This is a genomic window from Dehalococcoidia bacterium (genome assembly GCA_041653995.1).
Taxonomy (GTDB): domain Bacteria; phylum Chloroflexota; class Dehalococcoidia; order GIF9; family UBA5629; genus CAIMUM01.
The window spans coordinates 1,098,489-1,113,674 of sequence record JBAZEK010000001.1 but is presented as its reverse complement, the minus strand read 5'-3'; the positions used below and the strand labels follow the sequence as shown (position 1 = coordinate 1,113,674).

Annotated in this window: 16 protein-coding genes and 1 tRNA gene; 4 read left to right on the top strand and 13 right to left on the bottom strand. The window is 54.3% G+C overall.

The window, feature by feature from the left end; genetic code table 11:
• Positions 1-114: 114 nt before the first annotated feature.
• The 9 genes from WC359_05470 to WC359_05430 form a co-directional block, all read right to left on the bottom strand.
• Positions 115-1,410 (bottom strand): Ni/Fe hydrogenase subunit alpha, encoded by a 1,296-nt coding sequence (locus tag WC359_05470; protein MFA5399864.1) that lies wholly within the window; start codon positions 1,408-1,410, stop codon positions 115-117.
• Positions 1,410-2,147: an NADH:ubiquinone oxidoreductase gene (locus tag WC359_05465; GenBank protein MFA5399863.1), complete on the bottom strand. Its 738-nt coding sequence runs from the start codon at positions 2,145-2,147 to the stop codon at positions 1,410-1,412. Before WC359_05465 ends, WC359_05470 begins: the two co-directional genes overlap by 1 nt.
• Positions 2,148-2,990 carry an FAD/NAD(P)-binding protein gene (locus WC359_05460; GenBank protein MFA5399862.1) on the bottom strand — a complete coding sequence of 281 codons (843 nt, stop codon included), beginning with the start codon at positions 2,988-2,990 and terminating at the stop codon, positions 2,148-2,150.
• The gene (locus WC359_05455; GenBank protein MFA5399861.1) at positions 2,991-4,025 is read right to left on the bottom strand and encodes a 4Fe-4S dicluster domain-containing protein; all 1,035 of its coding nucleotides are present in this window, start codon (positions 4,023-4,025) and stop codon (positions 2,991-2,993) included.
• A 128-nt stretch (positions 4,026-4,153) separates the two neighbouring features.
• Positions 4,154-5,614 carry a Ni/Fe hydrogenase subunit alpha gene (locus WC359_05450; GenBank protein ID MFA5399860.1) on the bottom strand — a complete coding sequence of 487 codons (1,461 nt, stop codon included), beginning with the start codon at positions 5,612-5,614 and terminating at the stop codon, positions 4,154-4,156.
• Positions 5,611-6,573 (bottom strand): oxidoreductase, encoded by a 963-nt coding sequence (locus tag WC359_05445; GenBank protein ID MFA5399859.1) that lies wholly within the window; start codon positions 6,571-6,573, stop codon positions 5,611-5,613. The genes WC359_05450 and WC359_05445 overlap by 4 nt, the downstream gene beginning before the upstream one ends.
• The gene (locus tag WC359_05440; protein ID MFA5399858.1) at positions 6,566-6,988 is read right to left on the bottom strand and encodes a hydrogenase iron-sulfur subunit; all 423 of its coding nucleotides are present in this window, start codon (positions 6,986-6,988) and stop codon (positions 6,566-6,568) included. The genes WC359_05445 and WC359_05440 overlap by 8 nt, the downstream gene beginning before the upstream one ends.
• Positions 6,989-7,080: 92 nt before the next feature.
• Complete coding sequence (locus WC359_05435) at positions 7,081-7,425, bottom strand: metalloregulator ArsR/SmtB family transcription factor (GenBank protein ID MFA5399857.1); 345 nt, start codon at positions 7,423-7,425, stop codon at positions 7,081-7,083.
• Positions 7,426-7,698: 273 nt separating this feature from the next.
• Entirely contained in the window at positions 7,699-8,103 is a 405-nt protein-coding gene (locus WC359_05430; protein ID MFA5399856.1) for a methyltransferase, read from the bottom strand.
• On the opposite strand from WC359_05430, the gene WC359_05425 reads away from it, so the two are divergent.
• Positions 8,080-8,322: a hypothetical protein gene (locus WC359_05425; protein ID MFA5399855.1), complete on the top strand. Its 243-nt coding sequence runs from the start codon at positions 8,080-8,082 to the stop codon at positions 8,320-8,322. The genes WC359_05430 and WC359_05425 overlap by 24 nt on opposite strands.
• Here WC359_05425 and WC359_05420 read toward each other — a convergent pair.
• Both WC359_05420 and WC359_05415 read right to left on the bottom strand, forming a co-directional pair.
• Positions 8,310-9,410, bottom strand: a complete 1,101-nt coding sequence (locus WC359_05420; protein ID MFA5399854.1) for a uroporphyrinogen decarboxylase family protein — start codon at positions 9,408-9,410, stop codon at positions 8,310-8,312. The genes WC359_05425 and WC359_05420 overlap by 13 nt on opposite strands.
• A 32-nt stretch (positions 9,411-9,442) precedes the next feature.
• Complete coding sequence (locus tag WC359_05415) at positions 9,443-10,738, bottom strand: MFS transporter (protein ID MFA5399853.1); 1,296 nt, start codon at positions 10,736-10,738, stop codon at positions 9,443-9,445.
• Positions 10,739-10,994: 256 nt separating this feature from the next.
• Here WC359_05415 and WC359_05410 point away from each other — a divergent pair.
• The 3 genes from WC359_05410 to WC359_05400 all read left to right on the top strand — a co-directional run bounded on the left by WC359_05410 (position 10,995) and on the right by WC359_05400 (position 11,781).
• Positions 10,995-11,069 (top strand) — tRNA-Met (locus tag WC359_05410).
• A 100-nt stretch (positions 11,070-11,169) separates the two neighbouring features.
• Positions 11,170-11,379 carry a type II toxin-antitoxin system HicB family antitoxin gene (locus WC359_05405; GenBank protein MFA5399852.1) on the top strand — a complete coding sequence of 70 codons (210 nt, stop codon included), beginning with the start codon at positions 11,170-11,172 and terminating at the stop codon, positions 11,377-11,379.
• A gap of 63 nt (positions 11,380-11,442) precedes the next feature.
• Positions 11,443-11,781, top strand: a complete 339-nt coding sequence (locus WC359_05400; protein ID MFA5399851.1) for a GIY-YIG nuclease family protein — start codon at positions 11,443-11,445, stop codon at positions 11,779-11,781.
• 70 nt (positions 11,782-11,851) lie between these two features.
• Here the strand turns inward: WC359_05400 and WC359_05395 are convergent, their stop codons facing one another.
• Together WC359_05395 and WC359_05390 are read right to left on the bottom strand one after the other, a co-directional pair.
• The gene (locus WC359_05395; protein MFA5399850.1) at positions 11,852-13,636 is read right to left on the bottom strand and encodes a TIGR03768 family metallophosphoesterase; all 1,785 of its coding nucleotides are present in this window, start codon (positions 13,634-13,636) and stop codon (positions 11,852-11,854) included.
• A gap of 103 nt (positions 13,637-13,739) precedes the next feature.
• The gene (locus WC359_05390) at positions 13,740-15,176 is read right to left on the bottom strand and encodes a DUF1254 domain-containing protein (GenBank protein ID MFA5399849.1); all 1,437 of its coding nucleotides are present in this window, start codon (positions 15,174-15,176) and stop codon (positions 13,740-13,742) included.
• Positions 15,177-15,186 lie beyond the last annotated feature (10 nt).

The window sequence follows — 15,186 nt, the reverse complement described above, 5'->3', positions numbered from 1 at the left end:
GTCTTCTCGGTGACGTGAATATAGTTCATTATACAGGAATTATCTGTCATAGCATAGAGAACAGGGGGAGTGCGCACTCCCCCTGTTCTGTTACAAAAACCGGATTATCGGCAGTTAAACGAATTTGACTTCCAGCATATGCGTGGAGCAGGAGATACAGGGGTCGTAGGCCCTGACCAGCATCTCCATAGCCAGCTTGATCTCGTCCTGCGGACGGTCGATTATCTCCGGCAGCAGCTTGTTGAAGTCATGCTGGATGCTGTTGTGGTTCTCGTTGGTGGGGATGATGATGTTGGCGGCGATCAGCTTGCCCGCATCGTCGAAGGTGTAGTCGTGGAAGAGGATGCCCCGGGGGGCCTCCACAGCGCCCACGCCGCGCCCGGCCCTGGGCTTGACCTCCGGCTTCTCCGGCTTGATGCCTTTGCTCAGTAGTTTGTCGAGGATGATGATGCTGTTCTCGACGGCGTGCATCGTTTCAACAATCTGCGCCACGCTGATGAAATAGGGATTATAGCAGGGCGCCTTGAGCCCGAAGGTCTGGGCCACCTTTTTTGCTTTGGGGTGAAGCTTGGTGTGGTTGACGTTGAAACGCGCCAGCGCGCCCACCTGGTATGAATCGCGCAGGTGTTTGGTAAATTTAGCTGTCGAATGCGGCACGCAGAACTCGTTGGTCACTTTCTGGTAGTCGTTGATGGGTATGGGCTTGCAGTCGGTGGAGCCGATGGCGCCTCCGATGAAGCTGTATTTATCGGGCCTGTGGAGCGCGATGTACTCGGTCTCACGCGTGAAATCGGGGAACTTGAGAGTTTTGAACAGCTCTACACTGGCCTCAAGGTCCTTCATATACTCGCCCTCGAGCGTCTGCTTGAGCCATTTAAGCTGCTCGATCTCCGGCAGTTTGACGAAGCCGCCGGCCACCATGGATATGGGATGTGTCTTGCGTCCGCAGAGCATATCCGCCCAGTTGTTGGCCGTTTTCTTCATGCGCAGCGCCCTTAGTACAACGTCGGTATGTGTGGTTGCCAGGGGAATAACACTGCCCACGCCCAGGAAGTCAGGCGCTATCAGGAAATAGAAATGCAGCACGTGGCTGGTGACGGTTTCGGCATCGAAAAGCAGCTCGCGGATGAGAGAGGCCTGCTCGCTGAGCTTGACGCCGAAGGCGGCCTCCACCGCCTCGATGGATGCTGTGGCGTGCGCCACGGCGCAGATGCCGCAGATGCGCGGCGCAATAAAGTTGACGTCGGAGTAGCTGAGCCCGCGCAGCATGGATTCGAAGAAGCGCGGCGATTCGGGTATTTCCCACAGACACTGTTCGATCTTGCCGTCTCTGGCGTTGACGATTATGTTGCCGTGCCCCTCGACGCGGGCTACGTGATGAACTTTGAAATTCAATTCTTTAACAGCCATTATTTAGAAACCTCCAGCGCTCCATTGAAGAGCTTGAACTGCAGTAGCATGTCGTCCATAGTCAGACCGTATTTGGCCATAATGTCTTTTTGTGAATTGGTGTTGGGCTCGTCCACCGGACCCCGGCAACCCCAGCATTTTCGTCCGGCGGTGACGCAAACGGCGTTGCAGCCGCCGCGGGTGATGGGTCCCAGGCAGAACTCGCCGCGCTCGAAGGCGCAGATGTTTTCGGCCAGCTTGCATTCCACGCAGACGGGATTGTGGCACTGCTCGAACTTTTTGCCGGTCAGCAGGCACTTGACCAGGCTGATGACCTCGTTGCGGTTAGGGGGGCAGCCAGGCAAATATGCATCCACTTTGACGTAGGCGCTGGTGGGTTTGGTGGGTATGGTGTCATAGTATTTGGCCGATTCACCGTAAACGACCTTGAGATTCTCCTCCATGGAGAAGCGGTTCTTGAGGGCGTTGACGCCGCCCGTGCAGGAGCAGGCGCCCAGGGCCACCAGTATCTTGGCCTTCTCTCTGATCTTCTGCAGCCGCTCGACGTCCCGCTTGGTGGTCTGGCTGCCTTCGATGAAGGCGATGTCGTAATCGTCGGAGTGGTCTGAGCTGGCCTCGCGGAACTCGACGATGTCCACCGCGCCGATGAGATCAACGATCTCCAGGTTGAAGTTCAATACCTCGAGCTGGCAACCTTCGCAGCCCGTGAAATCGAAAAAGGCTACTCTGGGTTTCATTTATACTGCCTCCTTTAAAGACTTTACCTGGGCGTAGGTGAAGACGGGCCCCTCCTGGCAGCAGTACAGCCCGTTGATCTGGCAGTGGCCGCACTTGCCCACGCCGCACTTCATCCTGCGCTCCAGCGACATGATTATGTGGTCGTCGGCCAGGCCTTTCTTGAGGCACTCGGCGATTACGAAGCGATACATGATGGGCGGCCCCACCACGATGGCGTAGGTCGTGGCCGGGTTAAAGGATATCTTGGGGAAGAGCGTGGTGATCACGCCCACATTGCCCTGCCAGGAGTCGTCCGGCACGCGGTCGACCGTCTCCAGGAAGCACATGTCCTTGCTCTTGTCCCATTCGGCCAGCTGGCCGATGAAGAGCCTCTCCTGCGGTGAGCGGCAGCCGAAGAGCGTATTGACCTCTCCGAAATCCTTGCGGTTGTCCATGACGTAGTTGATCAGAGAGCGCAGGGGAAAGAGGCCAATGCCGCCGGCCACGAAGAGTATGTCCTTGCCCTTGAGCGTCTCGATAGGGAATCCATTGCCGAAGGGGCCCCTGATACCCACTTTCGCGCCCTTCTCCAGCGTGTGCAGCTTGTCGGTGACGCTTCCCGTGGCCCTGACGGCCAGCTCGAATGAGCCTTTGTGTGTGGGCGAGGAGGTCACCGAGATGGGGGCTTCGCCCACGCCGAAGATGGAGACCTCGACGAACTGGCCCGGCCGCTGGCCGAGCTCCTTGCCGTCCTCGAATTTGAACTCGAATACCTTCTCCCTATCGCTCAGCTTCTCGACCCTGATCAGTTCGGCTGTTCTCGGGAGGTGTATGGATTGTTTGGCGGTTAGCTGCATAACCATTTACTTGGCCTCCTTGAGCAGGTTATAAGTTTCAGCCGGGCTGGCGATCTCGGCCAGACAGGCGATGGCGCAGCGGCCGCAGCCGACGCAGCCAAGGTATTTATATCTCTCCACCAGGTACTTGCCCTTGCGGTACATTCGGTGGCGGAAGCGCTGTTCCTTGTGCTCGCGGAAGTTCTCCCCGCTGGCCACGCTGGCGAACTGGGTCAGCATGCAGCCGTCCCAGCGGCGGTAGCGCTCGCCGTCCTTGAGGTTGAGCGACATCTCATCCTGCACATCGAAGCAGACGCAGGTGGGGCAGACCATCACGCAGGAGCCGCAGCTGAAGCAGGTAGCTGCCTTGTCCGTGAAGATCTTGCTGTCCCAGGTGGCGTCCAGCAGCCCCGGTATCTCGTTCGGCTTCATCTTCAGCGATATCTTGTATTTTTTCTCGGCATCCTTGCGCACTCTGTCGCGTTTCTCCAGGTCAGCCGGTGTGGCGTCCCTGGTTTTGGCTTTGCCGATCAGGCTGTCGCCCCGGCTGGTACCGACCGTGACGAAGTAGTCGCCGCCCAGGTCGGTCAGCATCAGGTCGAAGCCTTCGTCCGTGACACTGGTACCCATGCTGGCGGCAAACGATTTGGGATTGGGCGCCAGGCAATCGACACCGATAATAATAGCCTTGTTCCTCTTGAGGAAGTAATTGGGATCGGGGTCCTTGCCCCCGTATACGGCATCGAAGAGCAGGATGCCCTGGATGTCGAAGGGGTGCACACCTATGATGCAAAGCTCCTGCTCGCTCACCAGCGGCTCGACCCTGGGCGATTTGCCGACCTCATACTTCAGCACCGTTTCCATCTGCGGGAAGAAGTATTTTTTGGGCGGCAGCAGCGACACGTCGTAGTCAAGGCGGAGCTCGCCGCTGCCCATGAGCGGGCCGAAGTTGAACTTGTTGCCCTGCGCCTTGATGCCGATGACCTCACCCGCAGCCTTCGTCTTGATCAGGTCATCGACGAAGCCTGCCAGGTCCTTCCTGGATATGACCCGGTTCTGCATACACAACTCCTTCTGTTATTTTTTGTTTGCTGCGCTCAATGTTATGCAGCATATTTAAATATGTTCATATGTAGACACCGGTTAAAGACAGTAAACCGGTTCAACATTTAAATCTGGTAAAAAATAAATTATCGGGTCAGACGTCTGACCGTGTTGCCGCCGGCGTCGAGCACGGTAATATCGAGGGGCATGGCGCCGGGCAGCGTGTGGGTCGAGCAGGACATGCAGGGATCGTACGGCCGCCAGGCCATCTCAATCTGGTTGAGCAGCGATTCCGGTATGTCCCGGCCGGGTTTAATCAAATTTTCGGCCGCTTTTTTGATGGATATAAAGAGGGCGGCCTGGTTGTTGGTTGTTCCCACGATCAGGTTGCACTTCTTGATGCATCCCTTCTCGTCAGCTACGTAATGATGGGTGAGGGTCCCGCGCGGCGCCTCCACGATGCCCACGCCCTCGGTCGGCTTGGCAGCGGGGATGTTCCTGATATTTGGCCCTGTGATCTCCCTGTCCTGTGAAAGCTCAAGCAGCCTCTCGGCCGCGTAAAGCAGTTCGATCAGGCGCGCCCAGTGCGTGGCCAGCGTGTGATGAACGGGTTTGCCTCCCAGGGTCGAGTACATTTTGTCGTACTCCTCCTGCGCCAGCGGTGTGGCCATGCCGTCGGCGGCATTGAGGCGGGAGAGCGGCGTGGCGCAGTAGACGCCGCTGTCCTTGCCGTCCACGAAGCCCTTCCATCCCACCTTCTTGAGGAAGGGGAACTTGGTGTAGCTCCAGGGCTCCACGTGCTCAGCGATGTGTTCCAGGTAGTCGCGTGGCGAGTACTTGACGAACTCCTTGCCGTCCGGGTCGACGACCCTGACCTTGCCGTCGTAGAAATTGACCTTATTCTTATCGTCGACCAGACCCATGTAATAGGTCCGGCTGGTGAAGGCGTCGCTGGTTATCATGTCCACGTAGGCCTTGTTCTTGAGCACGATGTCCCCGAATACTTTGAGCGATAGCTGGGCGAAGGCGACATCCCTTCTGGCTATCTCCTCGATCTTTGCCCTGTCCTCTTCCGATATCTGTTTGCTCACGCCGCCGGGCAGCCCGAAGACGGGGTGGATCTGGCGACCGCCCACGGCCTGTATGATCCAGTGGTTCTCCTTGCGTGTATTGAGAACCTGTCCCGCCAGCTCCATGCCCACCTTGGCGATCACGCCGAGTATGTTGCGCTCCGCCACGGGCGCGTCCGGCCCCATGATGAAATCCGGGCCGGCCAATATGTAGAAATGGGTGGTGTGGTCGGTGACGTAGAAGGCGCTGTAGAGCAGCTCACGGATCTTTTTAGCCGTGCTGGTGGGCTCGGTTTGGAACATATCGTCCAGCGCCTTGGTGGCGGCCATATGGTGTGCTTCAGGGCACACGCCGCAGATACGCTGTGTTATCTGAGGCATCTCCTCCACGGGACGTCCTTCGCAGAACTTCTCGAAGCCGCGCAGCTCGGGTATCTGCAGGTAGACGTTGGCCACGCTGCCGTCATCATTGAGGAAGATGGTTATCTTGCCGTGGCCTTCCAGCCTGGTGATGGGATCGATGGTGATCTTTCTCATGGCCGGGTCCTCGCCCGTTTCATCATAGAATCGGGCAGGCTGTAGCGGTAGGCGTAGCCCGCCGGGTCCACTATGCCGTCGAGTATCTTTTTAATCTCGTCCTCGTCGTTGGAGTCGATGATGGAGGCCCAGGCTGTCAGAATATGGCTGCCCTGGTCGCGCACCCCTTCCACCGGTCCGTAGCAGCCGGTGCAGGGCATGTTGGCCTGTGGGCAGGGGGCGCCGCAGCCGCCGCGTGTGCCCATGCCGCAGCAGAGCAGGCCCTGTTCCAGCAGACATTTATCCGGCTCGGGGATGATCTCATAAGGCCTGTGAAAGGCCTTGATCTTTTTCTCGTGTTTGACGCGGGGGCAGTCGTTGCAGACGGCGGTCGCCGCAGGGGCGATGACCGTGCCCCTGGGAGGCAGTTTGCCGCTGACCAGCGCCTCGAGCGCCATCCAGGTGGTGCTCTCCTCGGGAGGGCAGCCGGGCACGAAATAGTCCACGTCGACCGTCTGGGCCAGCGTCTTGACCGTGTTGTAAAACTCGGGTAGCTCCAGTTCGCCCTCGGGCACGAGCACCTTTGTCTGAGGGATAATTTCGGCGCTGTTGTCGCTGGATGCGGTACCGATGTAGGTGTTTTCCAGTATCGATTTTGCGTCGAAGAAATTGGCCAGCCCCGGTATGCATCCCTCGTAGGCGCAGGAGCCGTAGGCGATTAATATCTTAGATTTCTGCCGCAGCAGTTTGGCCAGGTGTTCGTTCTCGGAGTTACGGATAGCGCCGTTGAACAGGCAGGCGTCAATGCTGCCGTCCGGCATATTCTCGACATCCTTATATTTGGCGTCGATGGCGACCGGCCAGAATACGATGTCCGCGGCTTCGGCCAGCTTGAGTATCTTATCTCCGATAGCCAGGGTGGCTATCTCGCAACCGCCGCAGGAGGCGGCCCAGTAGAGCGCGACCTTGAGCTTAGGCAACCGCTCCCTCCTTCGTCTTGAAAGGTCCCAGCGCCCTCACCTTTTCGGTCATCTCGTTAACGATATGGGAGAACCGGTCGCCCTCGGAGGCGGAAACCCAGTCCAGGCGGAACCTGTCCTCGCCCACGCCGAGCTGTATGAGCGTACGCTTGAGCAGGTCCATGCGCCGCAGAGCTTTATAGTTGCCTTCCGAGTAGTGGCAATCGCCGGGATGGCAGCCCAGCACCAGGACGCCGTCTGCACCCAGCTCGAAGGCGCGCAGCACGAAGGCGGGCTCTACGCGGCCGCTGCACATCACGCGGATGGCGCGTACGTTGGCGGCGCATTTGATCCTGGAGGTGCCTGCCAGATCGGCCCCGCGATAGGAGCACCAGTTGCATAGAAATGCGACGATCTTAGGTTCGAAATCTGTCATATCAGTATATTCAGATAGTGACCGTCAACAGGCCTTAAATATTACACTACTTATACGGAAAAAAGTCAATCCGTAGTGGCCGTTTATCGGCCTTATTCCCTGTCCGAGCTACGCGGGACGGGCCTCTTCAGCCTTTCGCGGTGCTTGAGCGAGGTTTCGTCCATCTCGAATGCCTGCTTGACCATGGCGTCCAGCCCGTTGCAGCTTTTCTTGATCTGCCGTGTATCCAGTGAATAGAAGACCAGCGGACCCTCGCGGCGCGCCTTGAGCAGTCCTGCGTCATGCAGTATGCCCAGGTTGCGCGAGGCGCGGGTCTGACTGATGCGCATGGCCTGCTTGATTTCCAGCACGCAGGCCTCCCTTTCCATCAGCAAATACATGATTCTTAATCTCGTTTCGTCCGCCATGGCTTTAAATATCTTCAGTAGATCACGCATCCTTTACCCTCGTATACTTATGCGCACATGAGCATAAGTAGTAAACTTGTATGACATATTACACTATCGGCAAAAATGTTGTCAATCATCTTTTACGTAGCTTTTTTATTGCTATTGCAACCCGGTCATTGCGAGCATAGCGAAGCAATCTTGTGCCGTCATGCGGGTGTACAGGATTGCCGCACCCTACGGGCTCGCAATGACGATGTGATCTTGATTTACTGTACGGTTGCCTCTTTGACAGGGAAAGTTCATAGGTGGTTTATTCATTGTTTACTTGCGCTGGAGGCGCGGTATCCACATTGGTACGTCTCTGATGTATTGTTTATACTCATCCCCAAAGCGCGCTATTAATAATTTTTCCTCATGGCGTGAGATGCAGTGTAAGAAAACTATAGCAATTATCCAGAGCCCGATAGCCGCGATGGATATACTAAGTATTATAAGACCAAGATATAGCAAAATCTCACTCAGATATATGGGGTGTCTGACAATACCGAACACGCTCTTTCGAATTACAACCGGCGGCTCTCTCTTTTCACCGAAAACAATGGACATGCCCCTTAGCGCCAAATATCCGGATATTAAAATGAAGATAATCCCCAGCGGTATTCGAATATACAAAGTTACGTATTGATTTAGCATAGTTGTGTAATGGAAAAAGAAGGAATCTGCTATCCAGGTAATAAAAAACAGGCAGGCCAGAATTGCCTGCCCGGCATCGCCGACTGTGTGTTCACCAGTGAGGTCCTCGCGATTTCCATGGGATCTCCTGTTATTAACGCCGCGTTGCATGCAGTCATTCTCCTTATTTATTCTCTTGGGCAAGTTCTATGGCAGGAGCGCCCGGACCAAAGCCGGCCACGCTTTTTTGCGTCGCATATTTATATGGGATAACGCCCATATCTGTGCGCAGCCCTGACCATGGCCACATAGTTCTCGCCCTTGCAGGATGGATGGATGGTATTGGAGGAACTGAGGATATAGCCACCTCCGGGTGCGGCAACGGCTATCGTGTCCTTAACCGCTTTTTCAACCTCTTCCACAGTGCCGGTGGGCAACAGGTGTGTGCAGTCGATATTGCCCATAATGCAGATGCGCTTGCCGTATTTTGCCTTGGCCTGGCCGATGTCCATGCACTGCGGCTGAATGGGATGGATGCCGTCGAACCCTGCCTCCACCATATGGTCCATGATCGGCCACATAACGCCGTCCGAGTGTTTGATGGCCTTCATCCCGCGCCTGTGTATGTGCCTTACTATCTCCACGTGGTAGGGGAAGATGTATTCCTCGTAGTGGCGGGGTGACATTAGAGTGGATTGGTTATAAGCAAGGTCGCTGGATAGCGCAATGGCATCGGCGCCGAGGTCGGCGCCCTTGTCGATTATCTCCAGTATGTAATCGGTGGTGATACGGGCCAGGTCCTTCACGAACTGCGGGTCCTCTTTATAATAGTAGAACAGGTTCTCCATTCCTCCCATCATCGACCAGCTTTCCCGGAAGGGGCCGACAACAAAAAGGACCTGGGTTACATCCTGGCCCAGTTTATCGATAGAAGCCATCAACATGAGGAACTCGCTCTCCTGGGGGTGAACGATCTTCAGGTGTTTCAAGTCGGAGGGTCCTGCTATCGGGCCTTTGACCGTCACTGCGTCGCCCACCCGGTCCACGTGGGATACCCTGCCCCAGTCATCCTCGATGTGATTAACATCGATGAGCTTACGGTTGAAGAGATGAATTGAGGTCAGTCCATCCAGATCGAGCTCCCGGGTGATCTTGTACAGCAGTTCCAAAAGCTTTAATTTTTCCTCCAGGGTCATTTCGTGAGCCAGCTTAACCGGCGGGACGTCGTCGGTCAGCAACCTTCCTATATTGATGATGGATTCTTCGTTGAAAGCCAGCTCCCATACCGGCACGCGGTCCGGTTGTCCCAGTGACAGTGCAGTCAGCATCCTTTCTCTACCCGTCATATTCATGATTTTCATATTCCCTGCAGGTTTATTTGCGATGGATTATTCTACCCGGCTTCAAATACTATTGCCATTTTTTCAACGCTTTCAGCATCTCTTTTATAGAAAAATGATCCCGTGAAAAAGAGAATCGCCGCCAGAATGAGTGTTGCCGGAAGGAATAGCAGCGCCTTATCCAGGCCGTAAATATCCGAAAGAGCGCCCACTACGAGTGGCCCGAGCGCGCTGCCGAGAAGATGCTGAAAGACTATGTTAATGCTCAATGAGGTTGACCTAAGACCGGGATGAACGACGTCCTGTGTCACAGCTATCGCACCCGGTGAAAACATGATGATGAATAATCCCATTGCGAGGAGGAAACCGTATTGAAGGCTGCCATGTAACAGAAATGCAACGAACAACAGGGATGAAGTTATCGCACAGGTGAGCGCAGGGAAAAGCATGCGTGAATTCGGCTTATTTTTATAAAACCGGTCGGTGAGGAAACCGCCGAGGGGGCCGCCGACAATGGCCAGAACCATAATGATACTGGCCATCAACCCTGAGCGTTCAATAGCCATACCTTCGAATCTCTGGAAATAGGCAGGCAGCCAGGTTGTCAGGGCAACTATGGTAAAGGTACAGGCGGAGAATGCCAGGTTGTTAAATAAAAGAGATTTGCTGCGGAACAGTTCTTTTATAATGTCCCGCTTACTCATCTTGTGTTTGGATGATAATCCTTCCTGGGGAACGGACTGCACCAGGTCCACCGTTTTATAATCCTTGACCCAAAAAAACAGGATGGCAAGCAATAATCCCGGGAGAGCTACTATACCCAATGCATTTCTCCACCCCAGGTTGACTGCGATAATCCCACCTAACACTATACCCAGGGCCTGACCGAGAGGGATGGCGGAATACCAGAACCCTATAACACGGGCGCGCTGTTCCGGTTTGAAAATGGCGGACAGAAGGGCTGTGCCGCCGGCCGAATAACCCGCTTCGCCCGCTCCGATAATGAATCTGGTCGTAAATAATTGTGTGAAATTCCTGGTCAGGGCGCCGGCTGCCGTACCAAGGCTCCAGATGATGGCCATCAGACCGATGGTTTTCTTTCTGCTCCAGCGGTCTATTAAAGCCCCGGTTGGCAGGGTTAAAACCAGGATAGCCCAGAAAACGGCGGATACCATCAAGCCGCATTGAGTATCCGTTAAAGCCCATTCACTTTTCAGAAAGGGGAACAGGGCAACGATGACAAATCTATCGATGTAGTCGAACATCAGCAGGAGATATAGAAGAGCGGTAGTATAATAGGTGTTCCATTTAGAGTAAGCCGGTCCCTCTGCCAATGTTCCTTTTTCCATGCCAACCTCCTCGTAAGATTTTAAGATGCCGTTTTTGCTGCCGTGCCTGCTCCAACCTTGACTACATGGGGTCTGGTCAAAGTAACACATGGTCGTATCTATGTCAATGCCATTTTCGTGAAATCAGGTATACCTGGCGGGGTATTTATGCCGACTCGTGCAGGTTTACTGATGATGAGCAGGGACCTGTAGCAAAAGTTGGTAGTTTAGTGCTAAAATATTTGCTGTCCTTTAATTATCACAGGTTTTTCGGCGTGGCAGCGTAGCTCAGCGGTAGAGCAGGGGACTCATAAGCCCTTGGTCACTGGTTCAATCCCAGTCGCTGCCACCAACCCTCTACCATGTTATCGCAGGGAATCCGGTGACGTATCAATCTCCGCATCTTTGAGTAACTGCTATAATAGTCATAGGTCTTTGCACGGAGGCAATACATGGTTAAGAGCTACACTGCAAAATACACAAAGATAAGTTCGGGTTATATGGGACAGCTGGTTGAATGGCCTGAGGTGATTACCGAGGGTAAAGATATCGATGAATGTCGTGAAATGTTGAAAGATGCTCTAACTGAGATGATACTGGTTGTGCAAACAGGCTGGCCTAAATCCCAAATATTAATTCCGCTCAGACAAAGGTTTTGTTAAGCCCTTGGTCACTGGTTCAATCCCAGTCGCTGCCATTTTTTACTTTTTTGAATTCGGATCGAAATGGATAGAAGAAAAACACTTATAAATGAATATAAGCAGGCGAAGGTTGTTGGCGGAGTATACAGGTTGATCAATACTCACAACGGGATGTATTTATTGGACTGCACACCTAACCTTCAAGCAAAGCAAAACAGCTTCAATTTTACGATATCTTCGGGCTCTTGCCTTGACCTCCGCTTGAAGGAAGCGTGGGAATCGTCTGGAGGCGAGGCTTTTGCCTTTGAGATACTGGAGTCACTTGAGAAGAAGAAAGAGCAGACACAGGAAGAGTTTATAGATGACCTGAAAATGCTCAAGCAGTTGTGGAGTGATAAACTGGACTCATCAAAGAGCTACTGAGACCTGGCAGGACTCGGTATCACTTGCGGCTTACATATTCAGTTATATCATTAATTAAGTCGAGCGCTGCTTATGGGAAGAGCGCCTGCAATTTGGCCTTCATCGCCGGGCTCAGCTGCTTGAGAAGCTCTGCATTATAGGAAAGTGTCGGCATCGGCCTGATGGTGGGATCCGGAATAGTCGGATCAGGGATGGTGGGATCGGCTCCGGCAAAGACCGGACTCAGATTGTTCTTGACGATCTCCTGCGCGGCCACTGCGTAAGCGCGTGATCTGGCGGCCGGCGTTCCCTCTTTGACCGAAGGATCGACATCGGTTGCTACGATTGAGACCGTGTAATCGCTGTTGAGATATATTTCGAAGGTGCGGAACTGCTGGGGGAAATCCCTCAGTGACGACGTTTCAACCTGCCAGAAACCGCATTCGGGCCTGGCGGGATCGGTGGACACAAACGCTTTGATGGTATTGAGGTGGCGGTGCCCTGATATCCACATAATCAGATTTGGATTATTTTCCAGTTCCTTCAGCAGGTCCGGCAGGGTGACGGCATTCTGAGGACTGTTCCACCATTCTAGCTCCGTATTGTCGGGTTGAACGCCGATGGGTATATGTGCCGCGACGATCATCAACTGGCCGGCGGCCTGGCCGTTCGCCAACTCTTTCTTGAGCCATTCCCAGCGCGCCTGGTCGAGGAAACCGTGGCCGTGGATATCGGCCGAGCCATCATCTTCCCGTTGCGTATCATCCAGCACAATTACTTTGAGCGGTATTGTTGATTTGGGGACGAAGCTATAACAGGCGAATCCCTCCGGCTGGCCGGGGTCGACCAGGTTGAAGCCGTGGCCGACAGGACTGGAAGTTGTATTGAAGAACTCGTTGATCCACTCGGTTCTCAAGAGTGACCGGCGGTCCGGGTCGGCTACGACCTTGGGAGGACTATTGAAGTTGGCTACCGGCCCGGCTCCCCTTATTTCTCCGTAAGGAGTCGAGCCGTCGATTACGCCCATATAATAATCAGGTTTGTTTAAATTTCTGGGGTCGGCCAGGACATCGCCGGCAGCCAGGATTGTATCGCTGGTGTACGATTGGCGCAGGAAGTCGTTGACAGGGATTGAACCGATCCAGAAATGATCGTGGTTGCCCAGCGTCTGGTACCAGGGAATAGTCTTATCCAGGCCTGCCGCCTTGAAAGGCTTCTGGTAGTCGATGGCTTCAGCCCCGGCATGGGCGCCGGAACTCGGATTGATGACCTTGCCGTCCAGCAAATCTATATACCACCTTGTTTCGTTGTACTGGGTGCTGTTGGATACGTCGCCCAGTGAGATGCCGAAATCAAACGGATTTTGCCTGTGAAGCGCGTTTATGGTCTGTACGGCCGCATCCAGTACCTGAGTTGTGCAAAGCATCACCGGCGAGTATATCGAAGTGACCTCGGCGTCTTTGGAATTTAACTGCTGCAGGTAGATCAACTGGGATGGGGATTCTTTATCGGTTATATGGACATCGGTTATAGCGAAGAAATTCAGTAGCCTGGTTTTCCTGCTTACCGACGCGGCGGCATCACCGGCCGGCATGATATCGGTGCGCAGCTCGTTGGGGATGCCCTGGCCATAGGTCCACTTGCCGTAACCGTATTTGCCATATTCCGAGACTTTGGAAAGCTCAAGAGAGCTGAGACCGGAGATGTTTTCATTGAGAGCGATCGTCCTGTGCACCGTAGTCCGGACGTCAGTATCAATCGGATATGCGCTGACCTGATTTTGAGCGCCGCCGGATACGCATCCCGGCAAACACAGGGCCAGTATACAAATGACCGACATCAGATAGATGATTTTATATTTGCAGTTGTGCTTCATAAATGCATACCCCCAATCCATCAAAATTGTATTGCCGTTCCTGTCGACTGTCAAAGTATTAGGCTGACAGGCATGCTCGGTGCTATTGAACGATATATTGACTCTACTTGACCGGTTGTACTGCCGGCGGCGCCCATTGCTGGTCTACCACCGGTTGCTGCGGCCAGTACAGGCGCAGCGTCATCTGAAAGCCGCCGCCGGCCGGTGCAGGTAACCAGTTGTTCATTACGGCGGAGTCAGGCGCATCGCGCTGTATATAGATGTCGAGAGACCCGTCAGGATTTTTTATCAGGGGCGGATCGCTTAATGAGCCCAGGCTGTACCTGTTGATCGGATTGGCCACGAACATGATCTTGTCATTGTACATGGAGAGAGACCAGAATCCGTTTACCGGCGGTATCTCGTCCTTGTTGAAATGAAGTATATATTTGTTATCGCTGGAAAATATTGTCCCGTCGCCGTCGGTTGAAGCCGAGGCATAGAAAGCATCATCGATTAGATTTGCGCCCAGCCCCCTGTAGGCGATAACCGCCCTGACTGTATAATCGGTCCCATAGTTGCCGGTATTGGTGGGGAGCTGCCACCCGTTTTTCTCTTTACCCAGGTCTGTTACGGGAATATCGGCCAGAGCGGACTTGTAACCGGTTTGAATTGCAGACTTGAGACTATCATTTAGCCCGGCAAAATATGATTCATAGTCGGCTCCGGGCTTAATGCCTATCTTTGCCATGTCGGCCAGCATCGGCGCATCTGCGTCATAGGGAGGATTGTCGACCATCAACCGACACACGTAGTTGAAGTAGCCGGCTGAATCCAGGGCCAGCAACTGATTCAAAGGAGAGACTTTGGTATTAACAGCAGGATCGACCGGAACGTCAGCCGGCGGTACATAATCCGTGCCCCAGGCGGAGAGCGGCGTCAGCTTTAACCGGTCCTGGAGGTTCCAGACGTTTTCATAATCTGCGGGTCCGCTACAAGCGATGCGACCGACTATCCAGACCCAACGGGTGGAAGACCTCATCTCAGGGAGGCCTTCAGGCAACCCGCCGCCCCAGCCTGGACCGGTGATGGCGTAGCTGCCGGCGCCGGTGCCGGTGGTGCGTGATCCAGGCGAGGCAAAGCAATCGGTCCAGCAGTTGAACATGGGCATCAGGTAGTAGCGTCCTTGAGTATCCGGCAAAGAAAGGATAATTGGTTCTTTAGAGGTGTCTATCCAGGCCGATGAATAAAGCGTATCGGCATTAGGGTTCACCACGTTGGTAAATGTTGCATCCGGAAAGACCTTCTTATTGCCGAACTGGTTGACCGGTGACCCGTTCGCATTGGCTGTGGGAACCGCCGTCATGACCTGCCGGGTCAGGTCCATTACGACCAGCGGGAAGCCGTATATTGCGGCATTATAGGATATCTGCCGGGCCTCCTGAGGGCTGACGCTTTGCGGGGTGGCTTGCCCGGAGGATACACATGCTGTAAAAGTAGTGCTCAATAGGATCAGTAAGACGGCGAGAACCGGAAACCTGGACGAAAGGATGTTTTTCATGTTAGCCACC

Bases quoted from the DNA above. Each gene is read 5' to 3' on its own strand.
- WC359_05470 (MFA5399864.1), bottom strand. From the start codon at position 1,410: ATGGCTGTTAAAGAATTGAATTTCAAAGTTCATCACGTAGCCCGCGTC.
- WC359_05465 (MFA5399863.1), bottom strand. From the start codon at position 2,147: ATGAAACCCAGAGTAGCCTTTTTCGATTTCACGGGCTGCGAAGGTTGC.
- WC359_05460 (MFA5399862.1), bottom strand. From the start codon at position 2,990: ATGGTTATGCAGCTAACCGCCAAACAATCCATACACCTCCCGAGAACA.
- WC359_05455 (MFA5399861.1), bottom strand. From the start codon at position 4,025: ATGCAGAACCGGGTCATATCCAGGAAGGACCTGGCAGGCTTCGTCGAT.
- WC359_05450 (MFA5399860.1), bottom strand. From the start codon at position 5,614: ATGAGAAAGATCACCATCGATCCCATCACCAGGCTGGAAGGCCACGGC.
- WC359_05440 (MFA5399858.1), bottom strand. From the start codon at position 6,988: ATGACAGATTTCGAACCTAAGATCGTCGCATTTCTATGCAACTGGTGC.
- WC359_05435 (MFA5399857.1), bottom strand. From the start codon at position 7,425: ATGCGTGATCTACTGAAGATATTTAAAGCCATGGCGGACGAAACGAGA.
- WC359_05425 (MFA5399855.1), top strand. From the start codon at position 8,080: ATGGAAAAAGAAGGAATCTGCTATCCAGGTAATAAAAAACAGGCAGGC.
- WC359_05420 (MFA5399854.1), bottom strand. From the start codon at position 9,410: ATGAAAATCATGAATATGACGGGTAGAGAAAGGATGCTGACTGCACTG.
- WC359_05415 (MFA5399853.1), bottom strand. From the start codon at position 10,738: ATGGAAAAAGGAACATTGGCAGAGGGACCGGCTTACTCTAAATGGAAC.
- WC359_05405 (MFA5399852.1), top strand. From the start codon at position 11,170: ATGGTTAAGAGCTACACTGCAAAATACACAAAGATAAGTTCGGGTTAT.
- WC359_05400 (MFA5399851.1), top strand. From the start codon at position 11,443: ATGGATAGAAGAAAAACACTTATAAATGAATATAAGCAGGCGAAGGTT.
- WC359_05395 (MFA5399850.1), bottom strand. From the start codon at position 13,636: ATGAAGCACAACTGCAAATATAAAATCATCTATCTGATGTCGGTCATT.
- WC359_05390 (MFA5399849.1), bottom strand. From the start codon at position 15,176: ATGAAAAACATCCTTTCGTCCAGGTTTCCGGTTCTCGCCGTCTTACTG.